The organism is Cellulomonas wangleii (genome assembly GCF_018388445.1).
In the GTDB taxonomy this organism is placed as follows: Bacteria; Actinomycetota; Actinomycetes; order Actinomycetales; family Cellulomonadaceae; genus Cellulomonas; species Cellulomonas wangleii.
Genome location: NZ_CP074405.1, coordinates 3,506,190 through 3,527,454, shown reverse-complemented (window position 1 = coordinate 3,527,454; position 21,265 = coordinate 3,506,190). Strand labels below are relative to the sequence as shown.

At 75.9% G+C, this 21,265-nt stretch carries 20 protein-coding genes, 1 tRNA gene and 1 other RNA gene; 14 read left to right on the top strand and 8 right to left on the bottom strand.

Annotation, left to right across the window (positions count from 1 at the left end; all coding sequences use genetic code 11):
• The first annotated feature begins 105 nt into the window (after positions 1–105).
• The 3 genes from KG103_RS16180 to KG103_RS16170 all read left to right on the top strand — a co-directional run bounded on the left by KG103_RS16180 (position 106) and on the right by KG103_RS16170 (position 1,682).
• Positions 106–190, top strand: a tRNA-Ser gene (locus KG103_RS16180).
• Between the two features lie 132 nt (positions 191–322).
• Positions 323–820, top strand: a complete 498-nt coding sequence (locus KG103_RS16175; protein WP_207339516.1) for a DUF6584 family protein — start codon at positions 323–325, stop codon at positions 818–820.
• Positions 821–932: 112 nt separating this feature from the next.
• Positions 933–1,682, top strand: a complete 750-nt coding sequence (locus KG103_RS16170) for an AAA family ATPase (RefSeq protein ID WP_207339515.1) — start codon at positions 933–935, stop codon at positions 1,680–1,682.
• A gap of 51 nt (positions 1,683–1,733) precedes the next feature.
• Here the strand turns inward: KG103_RS16170 and KG103_RS16165 are convergent, their stop codons facing one another.
• A complete protein-coding gene (locus KG103_RS16165; RefSeq protein ID WP_207800106.1) occupies positions 1,734–3,020 on the bottom strand; it encodes an amidohydrolase in 1,287 nt (428 codons plus the stop codon).
• A 203-nt stretch (positions 3,021–3,223) separates the two neighbouring features.
• Here KG103_RS16165 and KG103_RS16160 point away from each other — a divergent pair, with 203 nt between their 5' ends.
• From KG103_RS16160 to KG103_RS16125, 8 genes are all read left to right on the top strand, one after another.
• Positions 3,224–4,264, top strand: a complete 1,041-nt coding sequence (locus KG103_RS16160; RefSeq protein WP_207339514.1) for a hypothetical protein — start codon at positions 3,224–3,226, stop codon at positions 4,262–4,264.
• A 97-nt stretch (positions 4,265–4,361) separates the two neighbouring features.
• Positions 4,362–4,458: signal recognition particle sRNA small type (ffs, locus tag KG103_RS16155), an RNA gene on the top strand.
• A gap of 135 nt (positions 4,459–4,593) precedes the next feature.
• Positions 4,594–5,403, top strand: coding sequence for an ABC transporter ATP-binding protein (locus tag KG103_RS16150; RefSeq protein WP_207339513.1), 810 nt, complete (start codon positions 4,594–4,596; stop codon positions 5,401–5,403).
• Positions 5,400–6,752 (top strand): FtsX-like permease family protein, encoded by a 1,353-nt coding sequence (locus KG103_RS16145; protein WP_207339512.1) that lies wholly within the window; start codon positions 5,400–5,402, stop codon positions 6,750–6,752. The genes KG103_RS16150 and KG103_RS16145 overlap by 4 nt, the downstream gene beginning before the upstream one ends.
• A gap of 66 nt (positions 6,753–6,818) precedes the next feature.
• Positions 6,819–9,692 carry a DNA polymerase III subunit gamma and tau gene (locus tag KG103_RS16140; protein WP_207339511.1) on the top strand — a complete coding sequence of 958 codons (2,874 nt, stop codon included), beginning with the start codon at positions 6,819–6,821 and terminating at the stop codon, positions 9,690–9,692.
• 66 nt (positions 9,693–9,758) lie between these two features.
• The gene (locus KG103_RS16135; protein ID WP_207339510.1) at positions 9,759–10,358 is read left to right on the top strand and encodes a hypothetical protein; all 600 of its coding nucleotides are present in this window, start codon (positions 9,759–9,761) and stop codon (positions 10,356–10,358) included.
• A gap of 38 nt (positions 10,359–10,396) precedes the next feature.
• The gene (gene recR, locus KG103_RS16130) at positions 10,397–10,996 is read left to right on the top strand and encodes a recombination mediator RecR (protein WP_207339509.1); all 600 of its coding nucleotides are present in this window, start codon (positions 10,397–10,399) and stop codon (positions 10,994–10,996) included.
• A gap of 22 nt (positions 10,997–11,018) precedes the next feature.
• Positions 11,019–11,600, top strand: a complete 582-nt coding sequence (locus KG103_RS16125; protein WP_207339508.1) for a DUF5063 domain-containing protein — start codon at positions 11,019–11,021, stop codon at positions 11,598–11,600.
• A gap of 102 nt (positions 11,601–11,702) precedes the next feature.
• On the opposite strand, the gene KG103_RS16120 is transcribed toward KG103_RS16125, so the two are convergent.
• Positions 11,703–12,818, bottom strand: a complete 1,116-nt coding sequence (locus KG103_RS16120) for an ABC transporter permease (protein WP_207339507.1) — start codon at positions 12,816–12,818, stop codon at positions 11,703–11,705.
• Positions 12,815–13,831, bottom strand: a complete 1,017-nt coding sequence (locus KG103_RS16115; protein WP_207339506.1) for an ABC transporter ATP-binding protein — start codon at positions 13,829–13,831, stop codon at positions 12,815–12,817. The genes KG103_RS16120 and KG103_RS16115 overlap by 4 nt, the downstream gene beginning before the upstream one ends.
• A gap of 17 nt (positions 13,832–13,848) precedes the next feature.
• On the opposite strand from KG103_RS16115, the gene KG103_RS19185 reads away from it, so the two are divergent.
• Entirely contained in the window at positions 13,849–14,076 is a 228-nt protein-coding gene (locus KG103_RS19185) for a DUF4395 family protein (RefSeq protein WP_243656987.1), read from the top strand.
• A gap of 41 nt (positions 14,077–14,117) precedes the next feature.
• On the opposite strand, the gene KG103_RS16105 is transcribed toward KG103_RS19185, so the two are convergent.
• Positions 14,118–15,416: a cellulose binding domain-containing protein gene (locus KG103_RS16105; RefSeq protein WP_207339505.1), complete on the bottom strand. Its 1,299-nt coding sequence runs from the start codon at positions 15,414–15,416 to the stop codon at positions 14,118–14,120.
• Positions 15,417–15,633: 217 nt separating this feature from the next.
• On the opposite strand from KG103_RS16105, the gene KG103_RS16100 reads away from it, so the two are divergent.
• Positions 15,634–16,899, top strand: coding sequence for an aspartate kinase (locus KG103_RS16100; protein WP_207339504.1), 1,266 nt, complete (start codon positions 15,634–15,636; stop codon positions 16,897–16,899).
• Position 16,900: 1 nt separating this feature from the next.
• A complete protein-coding gene (locus tag KG103_RS16095) occupies positions 16,901–17,962 on the top strand; it encodes an aspartate-semialdehyde dehydrogenase (RefSeq protein WP_207339503.1) in 1,062 nt (353 codons plus the stop codon).
• 73 nt (positions 17,963–18,035) lie between these two features.
• Here the strand turns inward: KG103_RS16095 and KG103_RS16090 are convergent, their stop codons facing one another.
• The 4 genes from KG103_RS16090 to KG103_RS16075 are packed head-to-tail and all read right to left on the bottom strand — an operon-like array spanning position 18,036 to position 21,111.
• Positions 18,036–18,785, bottom strand: a complete 750-nt coding sequence (locus KG103_RS16090; RefSeq protein ID WP_207339502.1) for a hypothetical protein — start codon at positions 18,783–18,785, stop codon at positions 18,036–18,038.
• Entirely contained in the window at positions 18,782–19,384 is a 603-nt protein-coding gene (locus KG103_RS16085) for an RNA polymerase sigma factor (RefSeq protein ID WP_207339501.1), read from the bottom strand. The genes KG103_RS16090 and KG103_RS16085 overlap by 4 nt, the downstream gene beginning before the upstream one ends.
• Positions 19,381–20,466: an amidoligase family protein gene (locus KG103_RS16080; RefSeq protein WP_207339500.1), complete on the bottom strand. Its 1,086-nt coding sequence runs from the start codon at positions 20,464–20,466 to the stop codon at positions 19,381–19,383. Before KG103_RS16080 ends, KG103_RS16085 begins: the two co-directional genes overlap by 4 nt.
• A gap of 39 nt (positions 20,467–20,505) precedes the next feature.
• On the bottom strand, positions 20,506–21,111 hold the full coding sequence (locus KG103_RS16075) for a hypothetical protein (RefSeq protein WP_207339499.1): 606 nt from the start codon (positions 21,109–21,111) through the stop codon (positions 20,506–20,508).
• Between the last annotated feature and the right edge of the window lie 154 nt (positions 21,112–21,265).

Sequence of the window (21,265 nt, the reverse complement as noted above, 5' to 3'; positions counted from 1 at the left end):
GCCGACGCGTCCCCTCCGCCGTGCCGCCGGGAGACGTGCGGGGCGCGCGCGTTCCTCGGCTAGACTCCTACCCGCAGTGCGCCCGCTCGCCCGGGCGCGCAGCCAGGAGGATTCGCCTAGTGGCCTATGGCGCACGCTTGGAAAGCGTGTTGGGTTAACGCCCTCGGGGGTTCGAATCCCCCATCCTCCGCCGGACGAAGGGCCCGCACCCGCAGACGTGGGTGGCGGGCCCTTCGCGTGCCCGCACCACCCGGCCCCGGTGAGGAACGGGCCGGGCGAGAACTCGTGCCGCGAGGCAGCGCCGGCGCCTACCCTCGCGTGCATGGGTGTTGAGCGGACGCTCGGGCGGGTCGAGGCGGACCTGCGCGACGGCGACGTGACGATGGCGCGCACCCGTCTGCGGGACCTGGTGCGGAGCCTCCCGCGCGAGCTCGCCGCGCGGGACAAGCTCGCCGAGGTCTGCCGTCTCCAGGGCGACCGCGCCGAGGCCGGGCGGTGGTCGTACCTGAGCGACGTGCGCGACCCGACGGAGGTCGACGCCTTCGAGCGCGCCTGCGGGCGCGACCCCGTGCGGATCATGGGCGCCCTGCGCTGGGAGGGGTCGGACGACGCCGCCACGGAGGTGGCCGGTCAACGCCTCCGCGAGGTCCGTCAGCGGGCCGAGGCGAGAGCCGGCAGGACCCTCACGTGGACGGACACCGGGTACGAGGTCCAGGACTGGCGCCAGGACCTGGGCCTGCTCGGCTGCCTGCTCGCCGGGCTGGTGCTGCTCGCGCTCGCCGTGGTCGGGGCGGTGACGGTCGTCGGCTGGGTCGTCTGAGCGCCGCGGAAAGCGGCCGTGCGCGGAGGTCCGCGGCGGGGCGACGGCCCGGTGGGTCGACCTACGGCCGCGGGACGTGCACGGTGTCGGCGGTCCGTGGTGGGGTGTGCGCATGGTCGCGCGCACGGGTCCGTGGAGCACGCTGCCGGTCCGACGGGTCGAGGCGGGCGACTCCGGGCTCGAGGACGAGCGTGGCGGCGACTGGCACCTGAGCGTCCCCGCGGTCCGGCAGGTGCTCGAGCAGGGCTGGGACCTCGGTCCGGCGACCGTGCTGGTGGGGGACAACGGCACAGGCAAGTCGACGCTGGTCGAGGGGATCGCACGCGCGTTCGGCATGGCGGCGGAGGGTGGGTCGACCGGCTCGATGCACCGCACGCGGCCCACCGAGTCGGGGCTGGCCCACGACATCCGGCTGGTGCGCGGTGCCGGGGCGCCCAAGCGCGGGTTCTTCCTGCGCGCCGAGACGATGCACGGCTTCTACACGTACCTCGACGCCCACCCCAGCGGCTACGACCCGGAGTTCCACGCGATGTCGCACGGGGAGTCGTTCCTCGAGCTCATCGGGTCCCGCATGAAGCCGAAGAACCCCGGCCTGTACGTGCTCGACGAGCCGGAGTCCGCGCTGTCGTTCACGGGCAGCCTGGCGCTGCTGCAGCACCTGCACGCCCTGGTGCGCCACGACTCCCAGGTGATCCTGTCGACCCACTCGCCGCTGCTCGCGGCCCTGCCCGGGGCCACGATCTACGAGGTCGGCGAGTGGGGGCTGCGCGAGTGCGCGTGGGAGGACCTGGACCTCGTCGTCGGGTGGCGCGGGTTCCTCGACGACCCGCAGCGGTACCTGCGGCACGTGCTGGAGACCTGACGGGCCCCGGTCGCGGTGGGCTCGATCGACCCCCGGCGACCGGGGGTGAGGTCAGCGGTGGAAGCGCTCGGCGCGCTCGCGGACGCGGCCCGCGCCCAGGCCGTCGCGGGCGGTCCTGTCCCACGTGTAGACCTCGGTGCCGGTGACGAAGACCTGCTCCGCGCGGGACGTGACGTCCAGCGGGTCGCCCGACCACACGACGACGTCCCCGTCCAGGCCCGGGGCCAGCGCACCGACGCGGTCCGCCAGACCCATGAAGGACGCCGGGTTGACGGTGAGCGCACGCAGCGCCGTGTCCCGGTCCAGCCCTTCCTTGACCGCGAGCGACGCCTGGTGGACCAGGAAGTTGATCGGCACCACCGGGTGGTCCGTCGTGATGGCCACGCGCACGCCCGCACGGGCGAGGACGCCGAGGTGCGCGATGGACCGGTCCCGCAGCTCGACCTTGGAGCGCGACGTGAACAGCGGCCCGAAGATCACGGGCACGTCCCGCTCCGCCAGCACGTCCGCGACGGCCGCGCCGTCCGTGCCGTGGTTGACGACCAGCCGGTACCCGAACTCGTCGGCCAGGCGCAGGGCCGTGGCGATGTCGTCGGCCCGGTGCGTGTGCTGGTCCCACGCCAGCTCACCTGCCAGCACCGCCGCGAGCGTCTCCTTGCCCAGGTCACGGTCGAACGGCTCGCCCTTGGCGGCCGCCGCGTCCCGGCGGGCGGCGTACGACTGCGCGTCGACGAACGCCTTGCGGATGACCGCTGCGACACCCAGCCGGGTAGACGGCAGCTGCTTGCGGTCCCCGTAGACGCGCTTGGGGTTCTCGCCCAGCGCCGACTTCACCGACACGTCGTACCGGATCACCTGCTCGTCGACGGTCCGCCCGCCCCACGTCTTGACGGCCACGGTCCGGCCACCGATCGGGTTGCCCGAGCCGGGCTTGACGACGGCCGACGTGACACCGCCCACGAGCGCGTCACGGAAGCCCTCGTCCTCGACGTTGATGCCGTCGACCGCGCGCAGCGCCGAGCCGTCCGGGTCGGTCATCTCGTTCGTGTCCTGGCCGGCCCAGCCCTCGGCCTCCTCCGCGACGCCCATGTGCGCGTGCGCCTCGACGAACCCGGGCAGCACCCAGCGCCCGCGTGCGTCGACCACGCGCACCCCGTCGGGCACGACGACGTCCGTGCCGACAGCCGTGACCACGCCGTCCTCGACGAGGACGGTCGCACCGTCGAGGGGCGGCGACGCGATCGGGACGACGTACCCGCCGACCACCGCGACCGACCCGCGGGCGGTCCGGATGGGCTCGGTGGGGGAGGACGTGGCGGTGCGGTCGTGGGTGGACATGCTCCCCATCATCGCGCGCCGCGCGGGACGCCCGGCGCGGGCGTCCGCCCTGCGCAGCGGTGCGTGCGCCCTGCGCAGCGGTGCGTGCGCGAGCCACTGCGTCACGGGCTCGTCGCGCAGTCGCGTGTGAGAGGTCCGTGCAGGTCGACGGCGATCCTGCCGGACGGATGTCCGGATCGTCCCGCAGTCGTTAGCGTGGACCCATGACCCAGGACGACTCGCACCCGACCTCCGAGGGCCCCACGCGCGGCACCCCGTCCGACGGCACACCCGCGTGGCTCGCCGACCGCTGGGCCGACGACGCGTGGCGCAGCCCCGTCGCGGGCGGCCTCGTCGCTCTGCTGACGCTGCCGGCGCTCGCGATGGTCCTCGTGGGGCTCGTCGTGCTCGCCGTCGAGGGCCAGGCGACGTGGCTCCTCGTCGTCGCGGCGGCGCTGGTGACCGCGGCGCTCGGCGCGCTCGGCGCGGTCCAGGGGCTGCGCCGCGGGCACCGTGGCGTGGTGCACCGGATCGCGCTCCTCACCGGCGTGTGGGGCGTCCTGGTGGTCGTGGCCGGTGTCGTCGTCGCGCTGACGATGGACGCGCCCGAGCGCGGCGGGGTCGCCGTGCTCCTCGTGCTCGGCGGGACGTACACGGCCGTGCTGGCGCTGGGCCTGTGGGGCGCCGCCCGCCTGATGCCGGCCCCCGCGGAGCCGGTCGGTGCGGGCACCGCGCAGCCCGACGGGCCCGACACCCGCCCGCCCGCCGCCGGCCCTGCCGGTGACGCCACCGAGGAGGAGCTCGCCGAGTGGCCCGAGTGGGGCGGCGAGCCCGCCGCTGACGGGACCGACCACCCGGCCACGCGCCCCGGCGCGACGGAGGGCCGCCGTGCCACGGGCTCGCCTGCCGGCCGGACGTCCGCGGACGCGTCGAGCCTGCCCGGCCGCCCCGCCGCACCCACCGGTCGCTCGACACCGTCCACGCCGGCACGCACCACCGGGCCCACCCCGGCCCGCTCGACCTCCGTCCCCACGCCCGGCCGATCGACCCCCGCCGTCCGCGCGCGGGACGAGGACGTGGTGGAGGCCGTCGTCGTGGAGGCGCCCGAGCCGTCGCCCGCGCCCCCGCCGCAGCGCCGCAGCGTGACCTCGGGCGGCGGCACCCGCCGTGACCCGCAGCCGCCCGGGCCCGCCACCGAGCGGATCGCCAAGCAGGACGGCGACGAGGGGCCGCCCACGCAGCGCATCCCCCCGGTCGTCGGCTGACGCACCGGTCGTCCGTGGCCCCCGACGACGACGCCCGTCCCCGGCGTCACGTCGACCGCGGCGCACCGGAGCACCGTCACCTGCGTTAAGGTGGTGCTCAGACCCCTCGTGCGGCGTCATCTCGCTGAACCCCCCCAGGGCCGGAAGGCAGCAAGGGCAGGTGAGCTCTGGCGGGTGTGCGGGGGGTCCTTGCATGCCCGGACGGCGCCGCGTGCGACCCGGGACGGGTGCCCGCCGCCGCCGGGTCCCCCCGGGGGTGCAGGACCCGCCGGACCGGACCGGACCGACGTGGGACGCGCCGCCACCGTGCCCGCCCGCACGATGGGGGCATGACCCAGCCCGCCGCCCCCAGGTCCGCGTCGACGTCGCACCCGCCGGCCACGTCGGTGCGGGCGGACGCAGCGCCCCGCCTCGCCGCGCGCGGCCTCGTCCACCGCTTCGGGGAGACGACGGCGCTCGCGGGCGTCGACGTCGACCTGGTCGACGGCGGGTCGCTCGCCGTCATGGGGCCGTCCGGCTCCGGCAAGTCGACGCTGCTGCACGTGCTCGCCGGGATCCTGGTGCCGACGGCGGGCGTGGTCGCGCTCGGGGGGCGGGAGGTGCAGAGCCTGTCCGAGAAGGAGCGCTCGCTGCTGCGGCGCCGGCGGTACGGGTTCGTCTTCCAGTTCGGGCAGCTGCTGTCGGAGCTGTCGGCGCTCGAGAACGTGGCGCTGCCGGCGATGCTGACGGGCTCCTCGCGCGCGCAGGCCGAGGAGGCGGCGCGGCAGTGGCTCGGTGCACTGGGACTGGCAGGGACCGAGAGCCGACGTCCGGGTGAGCTGTCCGGTGGTCAGGCCCAGCGCGTCGCCGTCGCGCGCGCCCTCGTCACGCGGCCCGAGGTCGTGTTCGCCGACGAGCCCACGGGCTCGCTCGACCAGGCCACCGGGCACGACGTGATGCGGCTGCTCGTCGAGTCCACGCGGGCCGTCGGGGCGGCCCTGGTCGTCGTCACCCACGACGCGCAGGTGGCCGCGTGGTGCGACGCGCGCATCGACATGCTCGACGGGCGCGTCGTCGCGGCGGGGGCGGTGCCCGGCTCCGGGGTCGGCCCCCGCCCGGGTGAGCTCGAGGCGATCCGCGCGACGGCGGTGCCGCGGTGAACCCGGTCCTGGCGCTCGCACCGCGCCTCCAGCGCGCCGGCGGTCGGGACGAACGGACGACGACCCTGCTCGCGGTCACCGCGTTCGCCGTGTCGACGGCGCTCGCGCTGAGCGTCCTGGGTGGTCTGCTCACCTTCGTCGGCCGGGCGGCCGACCCGGCGAACGACTACCAGCGCGAGACCGGCGACTTCTACGTGACGCTCGCCTGGATCGCGACCGTCCTGCTCCTCGTCCCTGTCGTGACGCTGGCCGGCGCCGCGGCGCGGCTCGGGCTCTCCCGGCGGGACGCGCGCCTGGCGAGCCTCCGCCTGCTCGGTGCGACACCGCGCGAGGTCGTCGGCCTCACGGTCGTCGAGACCGCCCTGCAGGGGCTGGTCGGGGCGGTCCTCGGGACGGTCCTGTACGGCGCGCTGCTGCCCGTGTGGACGCAGGTCCCGTTCCAGGGTGCGCCGCCGACCGTGGCGGAGCTCTGGGTCGGCGTTCCTGCGGTCCTGGCCGCGTGGGCCGCGGTCCCCGTCGTCGCGGTGGTCAGCGGGCTCGTGTCGCTGCGCCAGGTCGTGGTGTCCCCGCTCGGTGTCGCGCAGCGCGTGCAGCGACCGCGGCTGCGGGCCGCCCGCCTGGTCCTCGCCCTCGTCGGTCTCGGCGTCTTCATGGTGCTGTCCGCGGTCCGTGGCGCTCTCGGGGCGGCGCTCGTCGCGTTCCTGCTGGGTGGGCTGCTGCTCGCGTTCGCGACCATGAACGCGGTCGGGCCGTGGCTCGTCGCCGTGATCGGGCGCCGGCAGCTGCGGCGCGCGCGGACGCCGGCCCAGCTGCTGGCCGCGCGGAGGCTGCTGGGCGATCCCCGGGCCGTCTGGCGTGTCGTCGGCGGGCTGGGGCTGGCGTCGTTCGTCGCGGGCTGCCTCGCCGTCGTGCCCGCGATGGTCGGTGGCGACGTGCGCCCGCAGGACGCGATGCTGATGCAGGACGTCCTCACCGGCGCGCTGCTCACCCTGGCCATCGCCTTCCTGCTGGCCGCGGTCTCGGCCGGGATCGCGCAGGCCGGGCAGGTGCTCGACCGGCGTCGTGAGTACGCGCTCGCGGCGCTCGCGGGCGTGCCGGCGGAGCTGTTCGACGCCGCGCGCCGCCGGGAGGTGCTCGTGCCCGTCCTGGTGGTGTCCGTCGGCTCGGCGCTCGCCGCGCTGGTGATGTGCCTGCCGCTGATCGGGATGGCGGTGGTCGCCGCTCCCGCAGGGCTGGTCCTGGTGGTGGTGAGCCTCGCGGGCGGCGCCGCGCTCGTGCTGGGCGCGACCGAGTCCGCCCGTCCGCTGCTGCGCCGCGTGCTCGCCGACACGGTGGTGCGCGCGGACTGAGTCGGAGGCGTCCACGGGTGGGGACGACGGTGCCGCGGTGTGGGCGACGGCGCTTAGGCTCGGGGCGTGACCACAGCGCTGTACCGGCGGTACCGGCCCGAGTCCTTCGCCGAGGTGATCGGGCAGGACCACGTGACCGCACCACTGCGGCAGGCGCTGCGCTCCGGGCAGGCCAACCACGCCTACCTGTTCTCCGGGCCTCGCGGCTGCGGCAAGACGACGAGCGCGCGCATCCTCGCGCGCTGCCTCAACTGCGCCGAGGGCCCCACCGACACCCCGTGCGGTGTCTGCCCGTCGTGCGTCGAGCTGGCCCGGGGCGGGTCCGGCTCCCTCGACGTCGTCGAGATCGACGCGGCCAGCCACGGCGGCGTGGACGACGCCCGCGAGCTGCGCGAGCGCGCGACGTTCGCCCCCGCACGGGACCGGTACAAGGTGTTCATCCTCGACGAGGCGCACATGGTCTCGCCGCAGGGCTTCAACGCACTGCTGAAGATCGTCGAGGAGCCGCCGCCGCACGTGAAGTTCATCTTCGCGACGACGGAGCCCGACAAGGTCATCGGCACCATCCGCTCGCGCACCCACCACTACCCGTTCCGGCTGGTGCCGCCCGACGTGCTGGTGCCCTACCTGGAGCAGCTGTGTGCCGCGGAGGGCGTGCCCGTGGGGGCGGGGGTGCTGTCGCTGGTGGTCCGTGCGGGCGGCGGGTCCGTGCGTGACACCCTCTCCGTGCTCGACCAGCTGATCGCCGGCTCCGGCGACGCGGGCCTGGAGTACGAGGGTGCCGTCGCGCTGCTGGGCTACACCCACACCTCGCTGCTGGACGACCTGGTCGACGCGGTCTCCGCCCGCGACGGCGCCTCCGCGTTCCGCGTGGTCGAGCGCGTGATCGCGACCGGCCACGAGCCGCGCCGGTTCGTCGAGGACCTGCTGGAGCGCCTGCGCGACCTCATCGTCATCACGGCGTCCGGCGACGCGGCCGGGGCCGTGCTGCGCGACGTTCCGGCCGACCAGCTCGACCGGATGCGCCGCCAGGCCACGCACCTGGGCATGTCCGAGCTGTCGCGCTCCGCCGACCTGGCCAACGCCGCCCTCACGGAGATGGTCGGGGCCACGTCGCCGCGGCTGCACCTCGAGCTGCTCATGGCGCGGCTGCTGCTGCCGAGCGTCGACGACTCGCGCACTGGTCTCGCGGCACGGATCGACCGGCTGGAGCGCGGGCTGCCCGCCGTGGCGCCCGCCGGGGCGTCGGTGCCCGGTGCCGCTGTGCCTGCTGTGCCTGCTGCTGCTGTGCCTGCTGCTGTGCCGACCGCCGCTGGGCCCGCCCCGGCGACGGCCGGTGCCGCGGTGCCCGTTCCTGACGCGCCCGCGCCGGGTCGGGCGGCGAGCGAGCCGGCCGCCCCGGTGCGGGACGCCGCCGCGTCGAACCGGCCCGTGACCGATCACGCCCCGACCGCCGACGCCGCGGGCGACGAGCGGCCCCGGACCGTGGCTGCGCCGGACCCCGACGAGCGAGGCCGGGGCGCGGCGGAGCCCGCCGACCGACCGACCCGCGCTGCCGCAGGGACGTCGCAGGGCGCAGACCGGTCGGGCGGTTCCGCCCCCGCCCCCGCGCGCGAGCCCGGGTCGGTGGAGGACGGCGGTCGAGGAGCACCCGCCGGTGCGCCCGTCGCGCCGGCGGCCGCCCCGGTGCCGGCACCGGCTCCGGCCCCCGCACCTGCGGATCCCGCCCTCGCCCCTGCGACGCCTGTGCCCGGTGCCGCAGCCGCGCCTGTGCCCGGTGCCGCTGCCGCGCCTGTGCCCGGTGCCGCAGCCGCGCCTGTGCCCGGTGCCGCAGCCGCGCCTGTGCCCGGTGCCGCAGCCGCGCCTGTGCCCGGTGCCGCTGCCGCGGCGGCGGACACCGAGATGCTGCGGCGTCGTTGGCCGGACGTCCTGACGACGCTGCGCCGGCTGCGCCTGCCGTCCTGGGCGCTGGTCAACCAGCACGCCCAGATCCTCGAGCTCGACGCCACGACGCTGCGCCTCGGGTTCGCCCAGCCCGGTCTCGTGACGACGTTCCGCAACAGCAACCACGGCGACGTCGTCGCGCGGGCCCTGTCCGAGACGCTCGGGGTCACCGCACGCGTCGAGGCCGTGCTCGACGAGCCCGGTGGCAGCGCGCGGTCCGCGCCCTCGAGCGTGCCCGACACCGGACCCCGCGCGATGAGCGCCGAGCGGGCCGCCGCCTCCTGGGACGAGCCCGCGCCCGCCGGCCCGACCGCACCGGCCGCTGCTGATGCGGCCCCCGCTGCATCGCCCTCCGCTGCGGCGACGTCCCCGGTCGCCGACACGACGACCACCGACGGGACGCGGCCGCGCCCGGCCGCGACGTCACCCGGCGCGCGGCCCGCACCCGACGACGCACCCGCCCGCTCGGTGCCGGGCGTCCCCGACGCGGCCGCCGCAGGGCAGACCCGTGACGGCGCCGCACGGCCCGTCCCGCCGTGGGAGTCCGCTCCCGAGGGGACGCCGACGGCCACGGCAGGTGCCGCACCGACGGGCGCCGCCGGTCCGCGCGGCGCGGGCGGTGACGAGCGCGTCGTGGCCCACGCCGACGACGACATCCCGCCCGGCGACGAGCCCGACGACCCCTGGCGCGACGGGCCCGCCCCTGCGCGTGCGTCCGGCGGCGGGGCCGAGCGCGGCGCACCGCCGGCGCGGCCGTCCGCACCGCAGGCAGCGCCCCCGGGCGCACGTCCGGCGCCCGCTGCGTCCGGTGGGACGGCCCGCGAGCGGGGCGTCGCAGCCGCGCGGGCAGCAGCCGCGCAGTCCCGCGGCCGCATGCAGGAGCCCGACGAGCCCTCGCCGGACGACCCGACGATCGGCCAGTCCGGCCTGGTCGGCGTGCCACTGGTCGCGCAGATGCTGGGCGGGCGCGTCATCGACGAGCAGATCGACATCTGACCCGTGGGGTGCGCGGCGGGGGGCGCGAGCGCGTGCCGCGTCGCACGGGGTGTCGTCCTCGTCGGGGTGGGTGCGGTCCTGGTGGCGTGCACGGCGCCCGTCGAGCACACCGTGCAGCAGACGCTCACGGTCGAGCGGGCGACGGCGCGACCGGACGCCGAGGCGGTGGTGCGCGTGCCCGACGGCACGGGCCGGGTCGTCGAGCGGCCCCGCGGACCGGCGACGCCTCCCGGTGCGGCCACGCACGCGGGACCGGCCACGCGCGCCCGGGCCGACACCGAGGGCACCCCGGCCGATGCCACGACCACGGCGGCCGGGCTGCCGCGGGTCCTCGACCGTGCGTGGCTGCAGGACACCGTCACCGAGACGCTGGTGTGCGCCGGGGACGACCTGGTCCTCACGACGTCCGCCGTGGTCGAGGTCGTCGGCCCCTGCGGCACGCTGAGCGTCGAGGGTGCCGGCGCTCGCGTCCTCGCGGCCGGTGTCGGCCGGCTCGTCGTGCGGGGGGACGGTGCGCTCGTCGTCGTCGCCGACGTCGACGAGGTCGTCATCGAGGCCGACGGTGCGCGGGTGGCCTGGGAGGACGGGACGCCGCGGGTCGACGGCCCGGGCGCCGACGCCGGCTACGGGCCCGTGGGTGTGGTCCGGCTCGACACCCGGCGCTGACGCACGGAGCGCCCCCGCGACGCGGCTACGCTGGCAGCGTGTACGAGGGCGCGATCCAGGACCTGGTCGACGAGCTCGGGCGGCTGCCCGGGGTCGGCCCCAAGAGCGCCCAGCGCATCGCGTTCCACATCCTCGCCGCGGACCCGTCGGACGTGCGGCGCCTGGCGGACGCGCTGACCGAGGTCAAGGCGCGCGTGCGGTTCTGCGAGATCTGCGGCAACGTCGCGCAGGAGCCGCAGTGCCGCATCTGCCGTGACCCGCGCCGCCTGCCGACGACCATCTGCGTGGTCGAGGAGGCCAAGGACGTCGTCGCGATCGAGCGGACGCGGGAGTTCCGCGGCAAGTACCACGTGCTCGGCGGCGCCATCAACCCGATCGCGGGAGTCGGACCCGACGACCTGCGCATCGCGCAGCTCATGTCGCGCCTGGCCGACGGCACGGTCACCGAGGTCATCCTCGCCACCGACCCGAACGTCGAGGGGGAGGCCACCGCGACGTACCTGGCGCGGCTGCTCGTCCCGATGGGCTTGACCGTCAGCCGGCTCGCCTCCGGTCTGCCGGTCGGCGGGGACCTGGAGTACGCGGACGAGGTGACCCTGGGGCGCGCGTTCGAGGGACGACGACGGATCAGCGCATGAGATCGACGAGGTGGGGGACCAGATGAGCACCGACGACGAGCGTCCCGTGGCGGACGCGGACCTGCGGGACATCGCGGACAGCGTCGCGTCCGAGTCCCGCGGGTTCCTCACGACGGTCACCGAGGTGGCGGCCGGGTCGGCACCCGAGGCGTCGCTGCCGCTGCTGCTGCTCGCCCTGTCGGACCTGCTGGCCGCGGGCGCGCGCCTCGGTGCGACGACGGACGTCGTCCCGCCGTCGCGGTTCGAGCCCGACGTCGGCCCCGACGCCGACCTGGAGCCGCTGCGCGTCAACCTGGCCAACCTGTTCGACGGCATCGACGAGTACGTCGAGGTCGTCGACCCGCTGCTGGGCCCGGAGATCGAGGAGGCGACGATCTCGGGCGACCTGGTCGCGATCATCGCCGCCCTCACCCAGGGGCTGGCGCACCACGAGCGCGGGCACGTGCTCGAGGCGCTGTGGTGGTGGCAGTTCAGCTACCTGCAGGACTGGGGTGAGCGGGCGGCGTCCACGCTGCGCGCGATCCAGACGATCCTGGCGCACGTGCGCCTGGACGTGGCGGACGACGTCGCCACCGAGGCGGAGTACGACGCGCTGCAGCCCTGAGCGCTGACGCTGGTCCGCCCGCCGCCCGCCGCCGGGCCGCCGACCGGAGGGATGACCGGGGGACGGGGGCGGACGCGGCCGGCGGGCGGCGTCGGGAGTGCGTCAGGCGACGCGGGTGCCGCGTGCCAGGGTGCGCTGCGGGATCCGCAGGCGGCGGACCGCCGTGACGAACCCGGCCGCGCCCAGCAGGAGGTTCACCGCGAGGCCGAACGGCCACACCGGGCCACCGTGGGCGCCGGGCGGCACCGCGTGCGACGTGTCCTCCTCGGCCCAGCACTCGTCCAGGACCTCCGGCGCGCCCAGGCGCAGGTCGCGCAGCGTCTGCACGGTGCTGTCGGTCCCCTCGAGCGCGGCGGCGGGCACGGCGCCGTCCCCGACGACGGCGAACGGGTTGATCGCCAGCAGCCACCACGTCCACTCGGTCCGGGCGACGTCGCGCTCCTGCACGGTCAGCTCGCACGTCGGCTCCACCGTGCTCGACCGGGTGCCCTCGTCCTGCTGCACCCAGTAGTCGTCGCTCACGCCGTAGACCCGGACCTCCTGCGTGGTGCTGAGGAACGGGTACGTCAGGCCGAAGAAGATCGGCGTGAACACCGTGAGCGCCGCGACCGTCAGGAACGTCAGGACGGTGGAGCCGGCGGGCCGCGCCGCGAGCGTCGACCACCCCAGGCCCATGCCGCACACGGCGGCCAGCAGCAGGGCGGTCAGCACCACCACGCGGGGCAGCGTCGCCACCGGCACCCCGCCCATGGCGAGCGCGATGAGGAAGAACGGCAGGCTGACGACGAGGAACGCGCACGCGCTCAGCCAGGCGGCCAGCAGCTTGCCCGCGGCGATCTCCGCGGGCGACAGCAGCGTGACCTGCAGCGTCGCCAGCGTGCCCGCCGCCCGGTCGCCGTTGACGGCCGTCGACGTGAGCGTCGGCGTGACCAGCAGGCCCAGCCCCAGGACGAGCGCCGTCACGGCGACGAACAGCACGACCCCGCCGTCGTCGGACCGCGCCGCCTGGGCGTCGAAGAGGGACAGGACGCCGCCCGCGAGGAGCGTGATCGCCCCCACGACGACGAACCACACGACGAGCGCGGCCTTCCACCGCGACGAGCGCACGCGCTGGCGCAGCTCGAGGGCGGCGACGGTGCGCACGCCGTGCCACGTCAGGGTCCAGGTGCCGACCGCGGGCGTGGCCGCGGGAGTCGGGGTGGTCGTCGTGGCGGTCATCGCCGCTCCTCCTCCAGTGCGAGGTACGCCTGCTCGAGCGCACCGGCGGCGGGTGCCGACGACACGAGGGGGACACCGGCCGTGACCGCGTCACGCAGCAGCGCGGCCGCGCCGGTCTCGCCGTCGACGTCGACGAGCACGCCACCGGCGGCGTCCGGGCCCTCGGGGCGCCCGGCGCCGTCCGGCCGGTACCGCACGCCGGACGCGTCGAGCCAGTCCGTCAGCGCGCGGAGCGACAGCGCCCGCACGTGCCAGGTGCGCCGGCCCGCCGCCGCGTCGGCCTCGGACATGCCGGCCACCGTGCGGCCGCGCGAGAGGAACACCGCGTCGTCGGCCATCTCGTCCAGCTCGGACAGCACGTGCGACGACACGAGGACGGTGCGGCCCTCGTCGGCCAGCCGCCGCAGCAGGATCCGCAGGTCCACGCGCGAGCGCGGGTCCAGCCCGCTGGCGGGCTCGTCGAGCAGCAGCACCTGCGGGTCGTGGACCAGCGCCCGTGCCAGGCCGAGGCGCTGCTTCTGGCCCCGTGAGAGCACCGCGGCCGGCTGGTCGGCGTACTCGGACAGGTGCACGGTCGCCAGCAGCTCGTCGACGCGGGCCGCGGCGCGGGTGCGCTCGACGCGGTACGCGTCGGCGAAGGTCAGGAGGACCTCGCGGGCCGTCAGCGAGTCCCAGGTGCCGAACGCGTCCGGCATCCACCCGGTGCGCGCGCGGGCCGCGGCGCTGTCCGTCACGGGGTCGTGGCCTGCGATCCGCACCTGGCCGGAGTCGGGCACGAGCAGCCCGGCCAGCACGAGCAGGAGCGTCGTCTTGCCGGAGCCGTTGGGACCGACGAGGGCGGTGACCGCCCCGGCGCGTGCGACCAGGTCGACGCCGTCGAGTGCCCGCACGGTGCCGAAGGCGCGGCGCAGGCCGACCACCTCGATGCCGGGGGGCGCGACGGCGAGCGCCGCGGCCCCCGGAGCGGTGGCGGCGGGGACGTCGGGTGGTGGGGGCGGTGCGTCGGCTGCCATGACGCCACGCTAGGAGCCTGCCCGCGGCGGCGGGGTCCCCCTCCGGGTGGACCGCACCCGAACGGCCCTGGGCCCCCGGAGGGACGGGGTGCGGCCCGACCCGCCGCCGTCCCACGGGCGGCCGGGTCACCCGTGGACGGCCGGCCGTCGCCCTCGCGGCGGCGTTCCTCAACGCGGCGTTCGGCCTGTGCCTCGGGTGCGAGATGTACCTCCTCGGCCTGCGCCTGCGCACCCGCTCGGCCTGACGCCCGACCTCTCCCTCCCGTCCGACCGGCCGGCTGCAGGGTCAGCAGCCCGTGCGGGACGTCCCGACGACCACGTCGTCGTACCAGAGCGTGTCCGCGCCGTCGCCGTAGCTCTCCCAGCCGAGCCGGAGGTCCACCAGGCGCGGCGTCCAGGCCTTGGCGTACCACTGGCCGTCGACGTCGTGCGTCGGGGTGCCGTCGGCGACCAGGCCGGTCACCTGGGTCCCGTCCAGCCACGTCGTCAGGCGGCCGGCGGGGTCGACGAGGGCCTCGACGCAGGCCCACTGCCCGGTCGGCAGCGGCCGGCTCAGCGCGACGCCCGACGGGCTCTGCTCGGGCAGCGTGGCGTCGTCGGACGCGCGGTTCCACTGCAGGGCGCCGTTCTGGCCACCCATGCGCAGGTCCTTGCCGCCGTCGGCCGCGTCCTGCAGGGCCATGAACGTCACGTGCGACGTCGGCAGCGGCGTGGTGTGACGGACCCAGAACCGCAGGTAGGTGGGCTGCCCGGCCGTCCCCGAGACCGCGCCGTCCGCGCGGACGAAGACGTGGTTGCAGTAGCCGACCGCGCCGTTCACCCGCAGCGAACGCATCCCGGTGCGCGCCACCGCGGAGTCGATGCTCGCGGTCCCGGTGCCCGAGCAGTCCGGGTGGACGACGGTCCAGGGCGCGGCGGGCGTGGTGCCGGTCTGCTGCTCGAAGCCGTCGCAGAACCCGCCGGCGCAGGTGCCCGGCTCCGGTGTGGGGGTGGGCGTCGGCGTGACGGTCGGCGTCGGGGTCGGCGTGGGCGTGACCGACGGCGTCGGTGTGGGGGTGGGCGTCGGTGTGACCGACGGCGTCGGCGTGGGCGTCGGCGTGGCCGTCACCGACGGCGTGACCGACGGGGTGGGCGTCACGGTCGGGGTCGGCGTCCCGGTGGACCCGCCCTGGCCGTCGCACAGCACGCCGTCCAGCCGCACGTCCTGCGGCGGGGTGGGTGCCGACGTCGACGTCCCCTGGAACCCGAACGAGACGGTCGCGCCCGCGGCCAGTGCGCCGTTCCACGGGGCGTTGGTCATCGTCACCGTGGCGCCGGACTGCGTGGCCGTGGCGCTCCACGCGTTGCTGATCCGTGCCCCGGGGGCCAGGTCGAACGTGAGCGTCCAGCCGGACCGTGCCGGGCCGGTGGTCAGGCGGGCCTCGGTGACGAAGCCGCCGGGCCAGGCGTTGGTGGTCCACACCACGCTGCAGGTGTCGACGGCCTGCGCGCCGACGGCGCCGGCGATGCCGACGGCCGTCACGGCTGCGGCCGCGAGCGCGGCGAGGAGCGCGCGGGCGCGCGCGACCGGGCGGGTGGTGGTCATGGTTCTCCCCTGCGTGGCGCGTGGTGCGGCGCGCCCGGGGGCGGCGTCGCGCTCGTCCCGACGAGCGTGCGCCCGGACGGTCGTCGCCGCCAGGTCCCCAATCGCTTCAGCGGCGCCGGACCACGGTGTCCGCCATGCGAAATCGCGGCAGTCCGCATCCTGGGCCGGGCCTACACTCGCGGGGTCCCTGACCGCCCGTCCGGAAGCGTCCGATCCCGTGGCCCTCATCGTCCAGAAGTTCGGCGGCTCGTCCGTCGCCGACGCCGCCAGCATCAAGCGCGTCGCGAAGCGGGTCGTCGAGACGAAGAAGGCCGGGCACGACGTCGTCGTCGTCGTCTCGGCCATGGGGGACACCACCGACGAGCTCATCGAGCTCGCGCAGGAGGTCACCCCGCTGCCACCGGTGCGGGAGATGGACATCCTGCTGACGGCCGGCGAGCGCATCTCGATGTCGCTGCTGGCGATGGCGATCCACAACCTGGGCGTCGAGGCGAAGTCGTTCACCGGTCAGCAGGCCGGCGTCATCACCGACGAGGTGTACGGCAAGGCGCACATCATCGACGTGTCGCCCAGCCGCATCAAGGACACCATCGCGCGTGGCGAGGTCGCGATCGTCGCCGGCTTCCAGGGCGTCAACCCGTCGACGAACGACGTGACGACGCTGGGACGCGGCGGCTCCGACACCACGGCCGTGGCCCTCGCGGCGTCGCTCAAGGCCGACGTGTGCGAGATCTACACCGACGTCGACGGCGTGTTCACCGCCGACCCCCGCATCGTGCCGACCGCCCGCAAGCGGGACCGCATCGGCTACGACGAGATGCTCGAGATGGCCGCGAGCGGTGCCAAGGTGCTCATGCCGCGTTGCGTCGAGTACGCCCGCCGGTACGACGTGCCCGTGCACGTGCGCTCGTCGTTCTCGACGCACACCGGCACGCTCGTGACGAACCAGGAGGACCCCAGCATGGAGCAGCCGATCATCGCGGGCGTCGCGCACGACCGCAGCGAGGCCAAGATCACGGTCGTCGGCGTGCCCGACGTGCCGGGCAAGGCCGCGCGCATCTTCGAGGTCGTCGCCGGCGCGGGCGTGAACATCGACATGATCGTCCAGAACGTCTCGATCGCCGCGACGGGCCACACGGACATCTCCTTCACGCTGCCCGCGAGCGACGGTGCGAAGGCCTCGTCGGCGCTGACGACGGACCAGCCGACGATCGGCTTCCAGTCGCTGCAGTACGACGACTCGATCGGCAAGCTCTCGCTCATCGGCGCGGGCATGCGGTCGCACCCCGGGGTGTCCGCGAAGTTCTTCGCGGCGCTGTCGGAGGCCGGCATCAACATCGAGATGATCTCGACGTCGGAGATCCGCATCTCCGTCGTCACCCGCGCGGACTCGCTGGACGACGCCGTGCGGGCCGTGCACACGGCGTTCGACCTGGACGCCGAGGACACCGAGGCCGTCGTGTACGGCGGGACGGGGCGCTGACATGGCGCAGGGTCTGAGGGTCGCGGTCGTCGGGGCGACCGGTCAGGTCGGCGCCGTGATGCGCCGCCTGCTGGACGAGCGGGACTTCCCGGTCGGGTCCATCCGGTACTTCGCCTCCGCGCGCTCGGCGGGCACGACGCTGCCGTGGCGCGGCGAGGACGTCGTCGTCGAGGACGTCGCGACGGCCGACCTGTCCGGCATCGACATCGCGCTGTTCTCCGCGGGCGGGTCGACGTCCAAGGAGCACGCGCCGCGGTTCGCCGCCGCCGGCGCGATCGTCGTCGACAACTCCTCGGCCTGGCGCCGCGACCCGCGCGTGCCGCTCGTGGTCTCCGAGGTGAACCCGCAGGCGCTGGACCACATCGAGATCGGCATCGTCGCCAACCCCAACTGCACGACCATGGCCGCGATGCCCGTGCTCAAGGTGCTGCACGACGAGGCGGGTCTGCGTCGCCTCGTCGTCTCGACGTACCAGGCGGTCTCCGGGTCGGGGCTGGCCGGTGCCCGCGAGCTCGACTCGCAGGTCCGCGCGGCGGTCGAGCAGGACACCCTGGCCCTGGTGCACGACGGCGGCGCCGTCGCGTTCCCCTCGCCGGAGAAGTACGTCGCGCCGATCGCGTTCGACGTCATCCCGCTCGCGGGGTCGATCGTCGAGGACGGTCTGCACGAGACCGACGAGGAGCAGAAGCTGCGGCACGAGTCGCGCAAGATTCTCGACGTCCCGGACCTGCTGGTCTCGGGCACGTGCGTGCGCGTGCCGGTGTTCACGGGCCACTCGCTGAGCGTCAACGCGGAGTTCGAGCGGTCGATCTCGGTGGAGCGGGCGACCGAGCTGCTGTCGACGGCGCCCGGCGTGCAGCTCGCCGACGTCCCGACGCCGCTGGTCGCCGCCGGTCAGGACCCGTCGTTCGTCGGGCGCATCCGGCAGGACGAGGGCGCGCCCGAGGGCCGCGGCCTGGCGCTGTTCATCAGCAACGACAACCTGCGCAAGGGTGCGGCGCTCAACGCCGTGCAGATCGCGGAGGTCCTGGCGAGCCGGCGGTTCGCGGTCACCCGCGCCTGACGCACCGACCGCGAGGCCGGTCCCTCCCCGCACAGCGGGTCGGGGCCGGCCTCGCGCGCGTCGGGGCCGGCTCTCAGCCGTCCTCGGCCGCGGGTCCGACCGCCGGGGCCCGGTCCAGGGGTGCGGGCACCGCCGGGGACGGTGCGGAACCGGGCGGGATCGGGAGCGCCTCGCCGTCGAGGACGGCCTGCCCGGCGCGCACCTTGGCGTCGAAGGGCTCGACACCCCAGAGCTCGGTCAGCACCGTGAGGTCCTCGAACGTGTACCCGGCGGCCCAGAAGGCCTCGGACTGGTCCTCCCCGGGGTTGGGCGAGGGCACGGAGCCCGGGGCCACGGGGACCTCGAGCCCGTCGAGCAGCATCTGCCCGGTGCGCGCCTTGGTCTCGATGCGGTCCGTGCCCCACAGCGCCGCGAGGGCGTCGAGCTCCTCGGTCTCGTACCCCGCCGCCCAGAGCGCCTCGTCCTGCTCGCGGGTGTACCCGTCCGGCATGAAGGACACGTCGATGCCGACGGTCCGTGCCGCGCCCTCGAAGGCCACCGCGACCCGCGAGTACGGGTTCGCCGCGGCTGCCGCACCCCCGGCAGCGACCGCGATCGAGCCGGTGACGACGCCGGCGGCGAGGACCTGACCGCCCCGGCGCAGGGCGACGGCGCGCGGGGGCGTGCGGCGGCCCACCGACGCGGCGAGCCGGTCGGCGACCTCGGCGGGGTCGGGTGCGGTGCGGGCGCGTCGGTGCAGGGCGCCGGTGATCAGTGCGGCCAGGTCGTCGTCCGACGGGACCGCGGGGTCGGGGGAGCCGGGAGGTCGGCGGTGCGGGCTCATCGTGTCTCCGGTGCCGTGGTGAGGTCGGTGTCGCGCAGGGTGGCCAGGGCGCGGGCGGCGTGCGAGCGCACCGTCGCGCTCGACGTCCCCAGCACCTGGGCGATCTCGGGGTCGGCCAGGCCCTCGTAGTAGCGCAGCACGAGCACCGTGCGCTGTCGCGGCGGGAGGGCGGCCAGGTGCTCCCACATGACGTCGTCGCGGCCCGCGGCCCCGGCGTGGTCGTGCTGCGGCGGTGCGTGCGCGGCCAGCACGTCGTCCGACGCGGGGTGGATCGTCCGCACGTGCCAGCGTCGCCGCCACGACAGGTGCTCGTTGGTCACCATGCGCCGCAGGTACAGGTCGGGGCGTTCCATGAGGGCGATGCGGTGCCAGCGCACGTGGGCGCGCAGCAGCACCTCCTGGACGAGGTCGGCGGCCGTGTGCCCGTCACCGGTGAGGACGGTCGCGTACCGCAGGAGCCCCGGCAGGTGGGTGCGCACCAGGTCGTCCAGCGCGGTCGTGGGGGCGGCCGTGCGGGCCCCGTGGCCCCGGCGCCGCTCGGCGAGGGCGACCACCGGCACCTCGGCGCTCTCGGGGCCCACGGCCCCCAGCCACGTCATCGGGCCGCCACGGTGAGGAGGTCCTGGAGTGCGGCGCGCGGGTCGTGCGCCGCGTCCGGTCCCGGCAGCGGCAGCGGTGCGGGGTCGAGGCAGCGCAGCAGCAGACGCTCGACGAGTGCCGCACGCTCGACGACCGACCGGGCGTCGATCGCACCGGGCAGGATGCGGACCTCGACGGTGTCGCGCACGGGCCGCGTGGCGACGAGCTGGACGAGGTTCACGTCCGCGTACTTCGTCAGACCGACGGCCCGGGCCGCGTCGCGCAGGGCCGACCAGCCCGTGTCGGTGTCCTGCCAGCCCTGCTCGACGAACCCGACGAGCGCGTCGGGCAGCGGTGCGAGCCGGCGGCACCGCGGGTTGGTGCCGAGCGCGGCCCACAGCGGCTCGCGCCAGTGCGCGAACAGCCGCACGAGGTTGGCGAACGCCGACGACCGACGGAACGGCCCGGCGTCGACGTGCAGGTGCACCGCCGCCTCCTGCGGGATCGTGAACCCGAGCTCCCGGGCGGGCCCCAGGAGCCGCTCGAGGGCGCGCGCGTGGTCGCGCACGAGGGGCGGCGTGACGATCTCGCACGGGCGTTCCCGCCCGGGCGGCAACGGCAGGGCGACCGCGATCGACGCCCCCGTGGGGTCGTTGACGCGCGCCGCCGCCGGGAACACGTCGACGTGCACCCCGAAGAGCTCCGCGACGGGGTCGAGCACCGTCGCCAGCGGGGCGTGAGGGTCGACGGTGCGCTCGACGAGCCGCAGGAGCCGCCCGTCGTCGGACACCAGCCGGTACCACCCCCGGTGCCCGGGCCGCGGCCGCGACCCGGGCACCGGGGCGAGGTCCGCCTCGATGGTGATGTCGTCGACGAGGAGTGCTACCGGCGCCCCCTGCGCGTCGAGGACGTCGAACGCCGGCGACAGGTGCCGGAAGACGCTGACGCCGGGCACCGGCGACGGCTGGCTGTCGGCGTGGAACGCCCGCCGCACGCTGCCCCCCACCCGTGCCGCGACCACGTCGGCCAGCGCCTGCCTGTCGGACCCGGCCGGGGCCAGGAGCTCGATCTCGAATCCGGTGCGCAACGTCAGCTCGTCCACGAAGGTCCTCGTCGTCGGTGGGTCGTCAGGTGGACGTCGTCAGGACGCGGGGTTGCTGCCCGGCGCGACGGGCAGCGGCTGACCGTCGAGGATCGCCTGGCCGGCGCGTGCCTTGGTCTCGGCCCAGTCGGTGCCCCACAGGGCGTTGAGCGCCTCGATGTCCTCGGCGGTGTAGCCGGCCTCCCAGACGGCGGCGAACTGCGCGACGGCCGGGTCCTGCGGGGTCGAGCCCGGCGCGACCGGCAGCTGCTCACCGTCCAGGACGGCCTGACCGATCCGGGCCTTGAGCTCGGTGCCCTCGATCTGCCAGAGCTCACCCAGGGCGTTGATGTCCTCCGGCGTGTAGCCGGACGACCACAGCGCCTCGTACTGCTCGCGCGTGTAGCCGTCGGGCATCGCGGCCCACTCGTCGTCGGCGGAGGGCGCCGCCGCGGGTGCGTCGGTCACCGCCACCGGCGCCGGGGCGTCCGCCTCGGTGACGACGGCGGGGCCCTCGTGCACCGCGGCCGCGGTGGTGCCCTCGGGGCTGGTCGCGTTGCTCGCGGCCACCGCCGCGCCGGCGCCGGCGACGGACAGGCTCGCCGCGATGGCACCGGCGACGACGAGGCGCTTGCGACGCGGGCGGGACGTGGTGCTGGGGTTCATGGGTCCTCCAGGTCTCGGGGATGAGCGTGCCCCCTGACAACGCCCCTGGGTACCCGAGATGTGGAGTCCGTGCGGATTCGTTCTCGCCACGCGACGGCCGCGCCACGCGACGGCCGGGTGTGCAGGGTTCGTGGCGCTGGACGCCACGGACCCT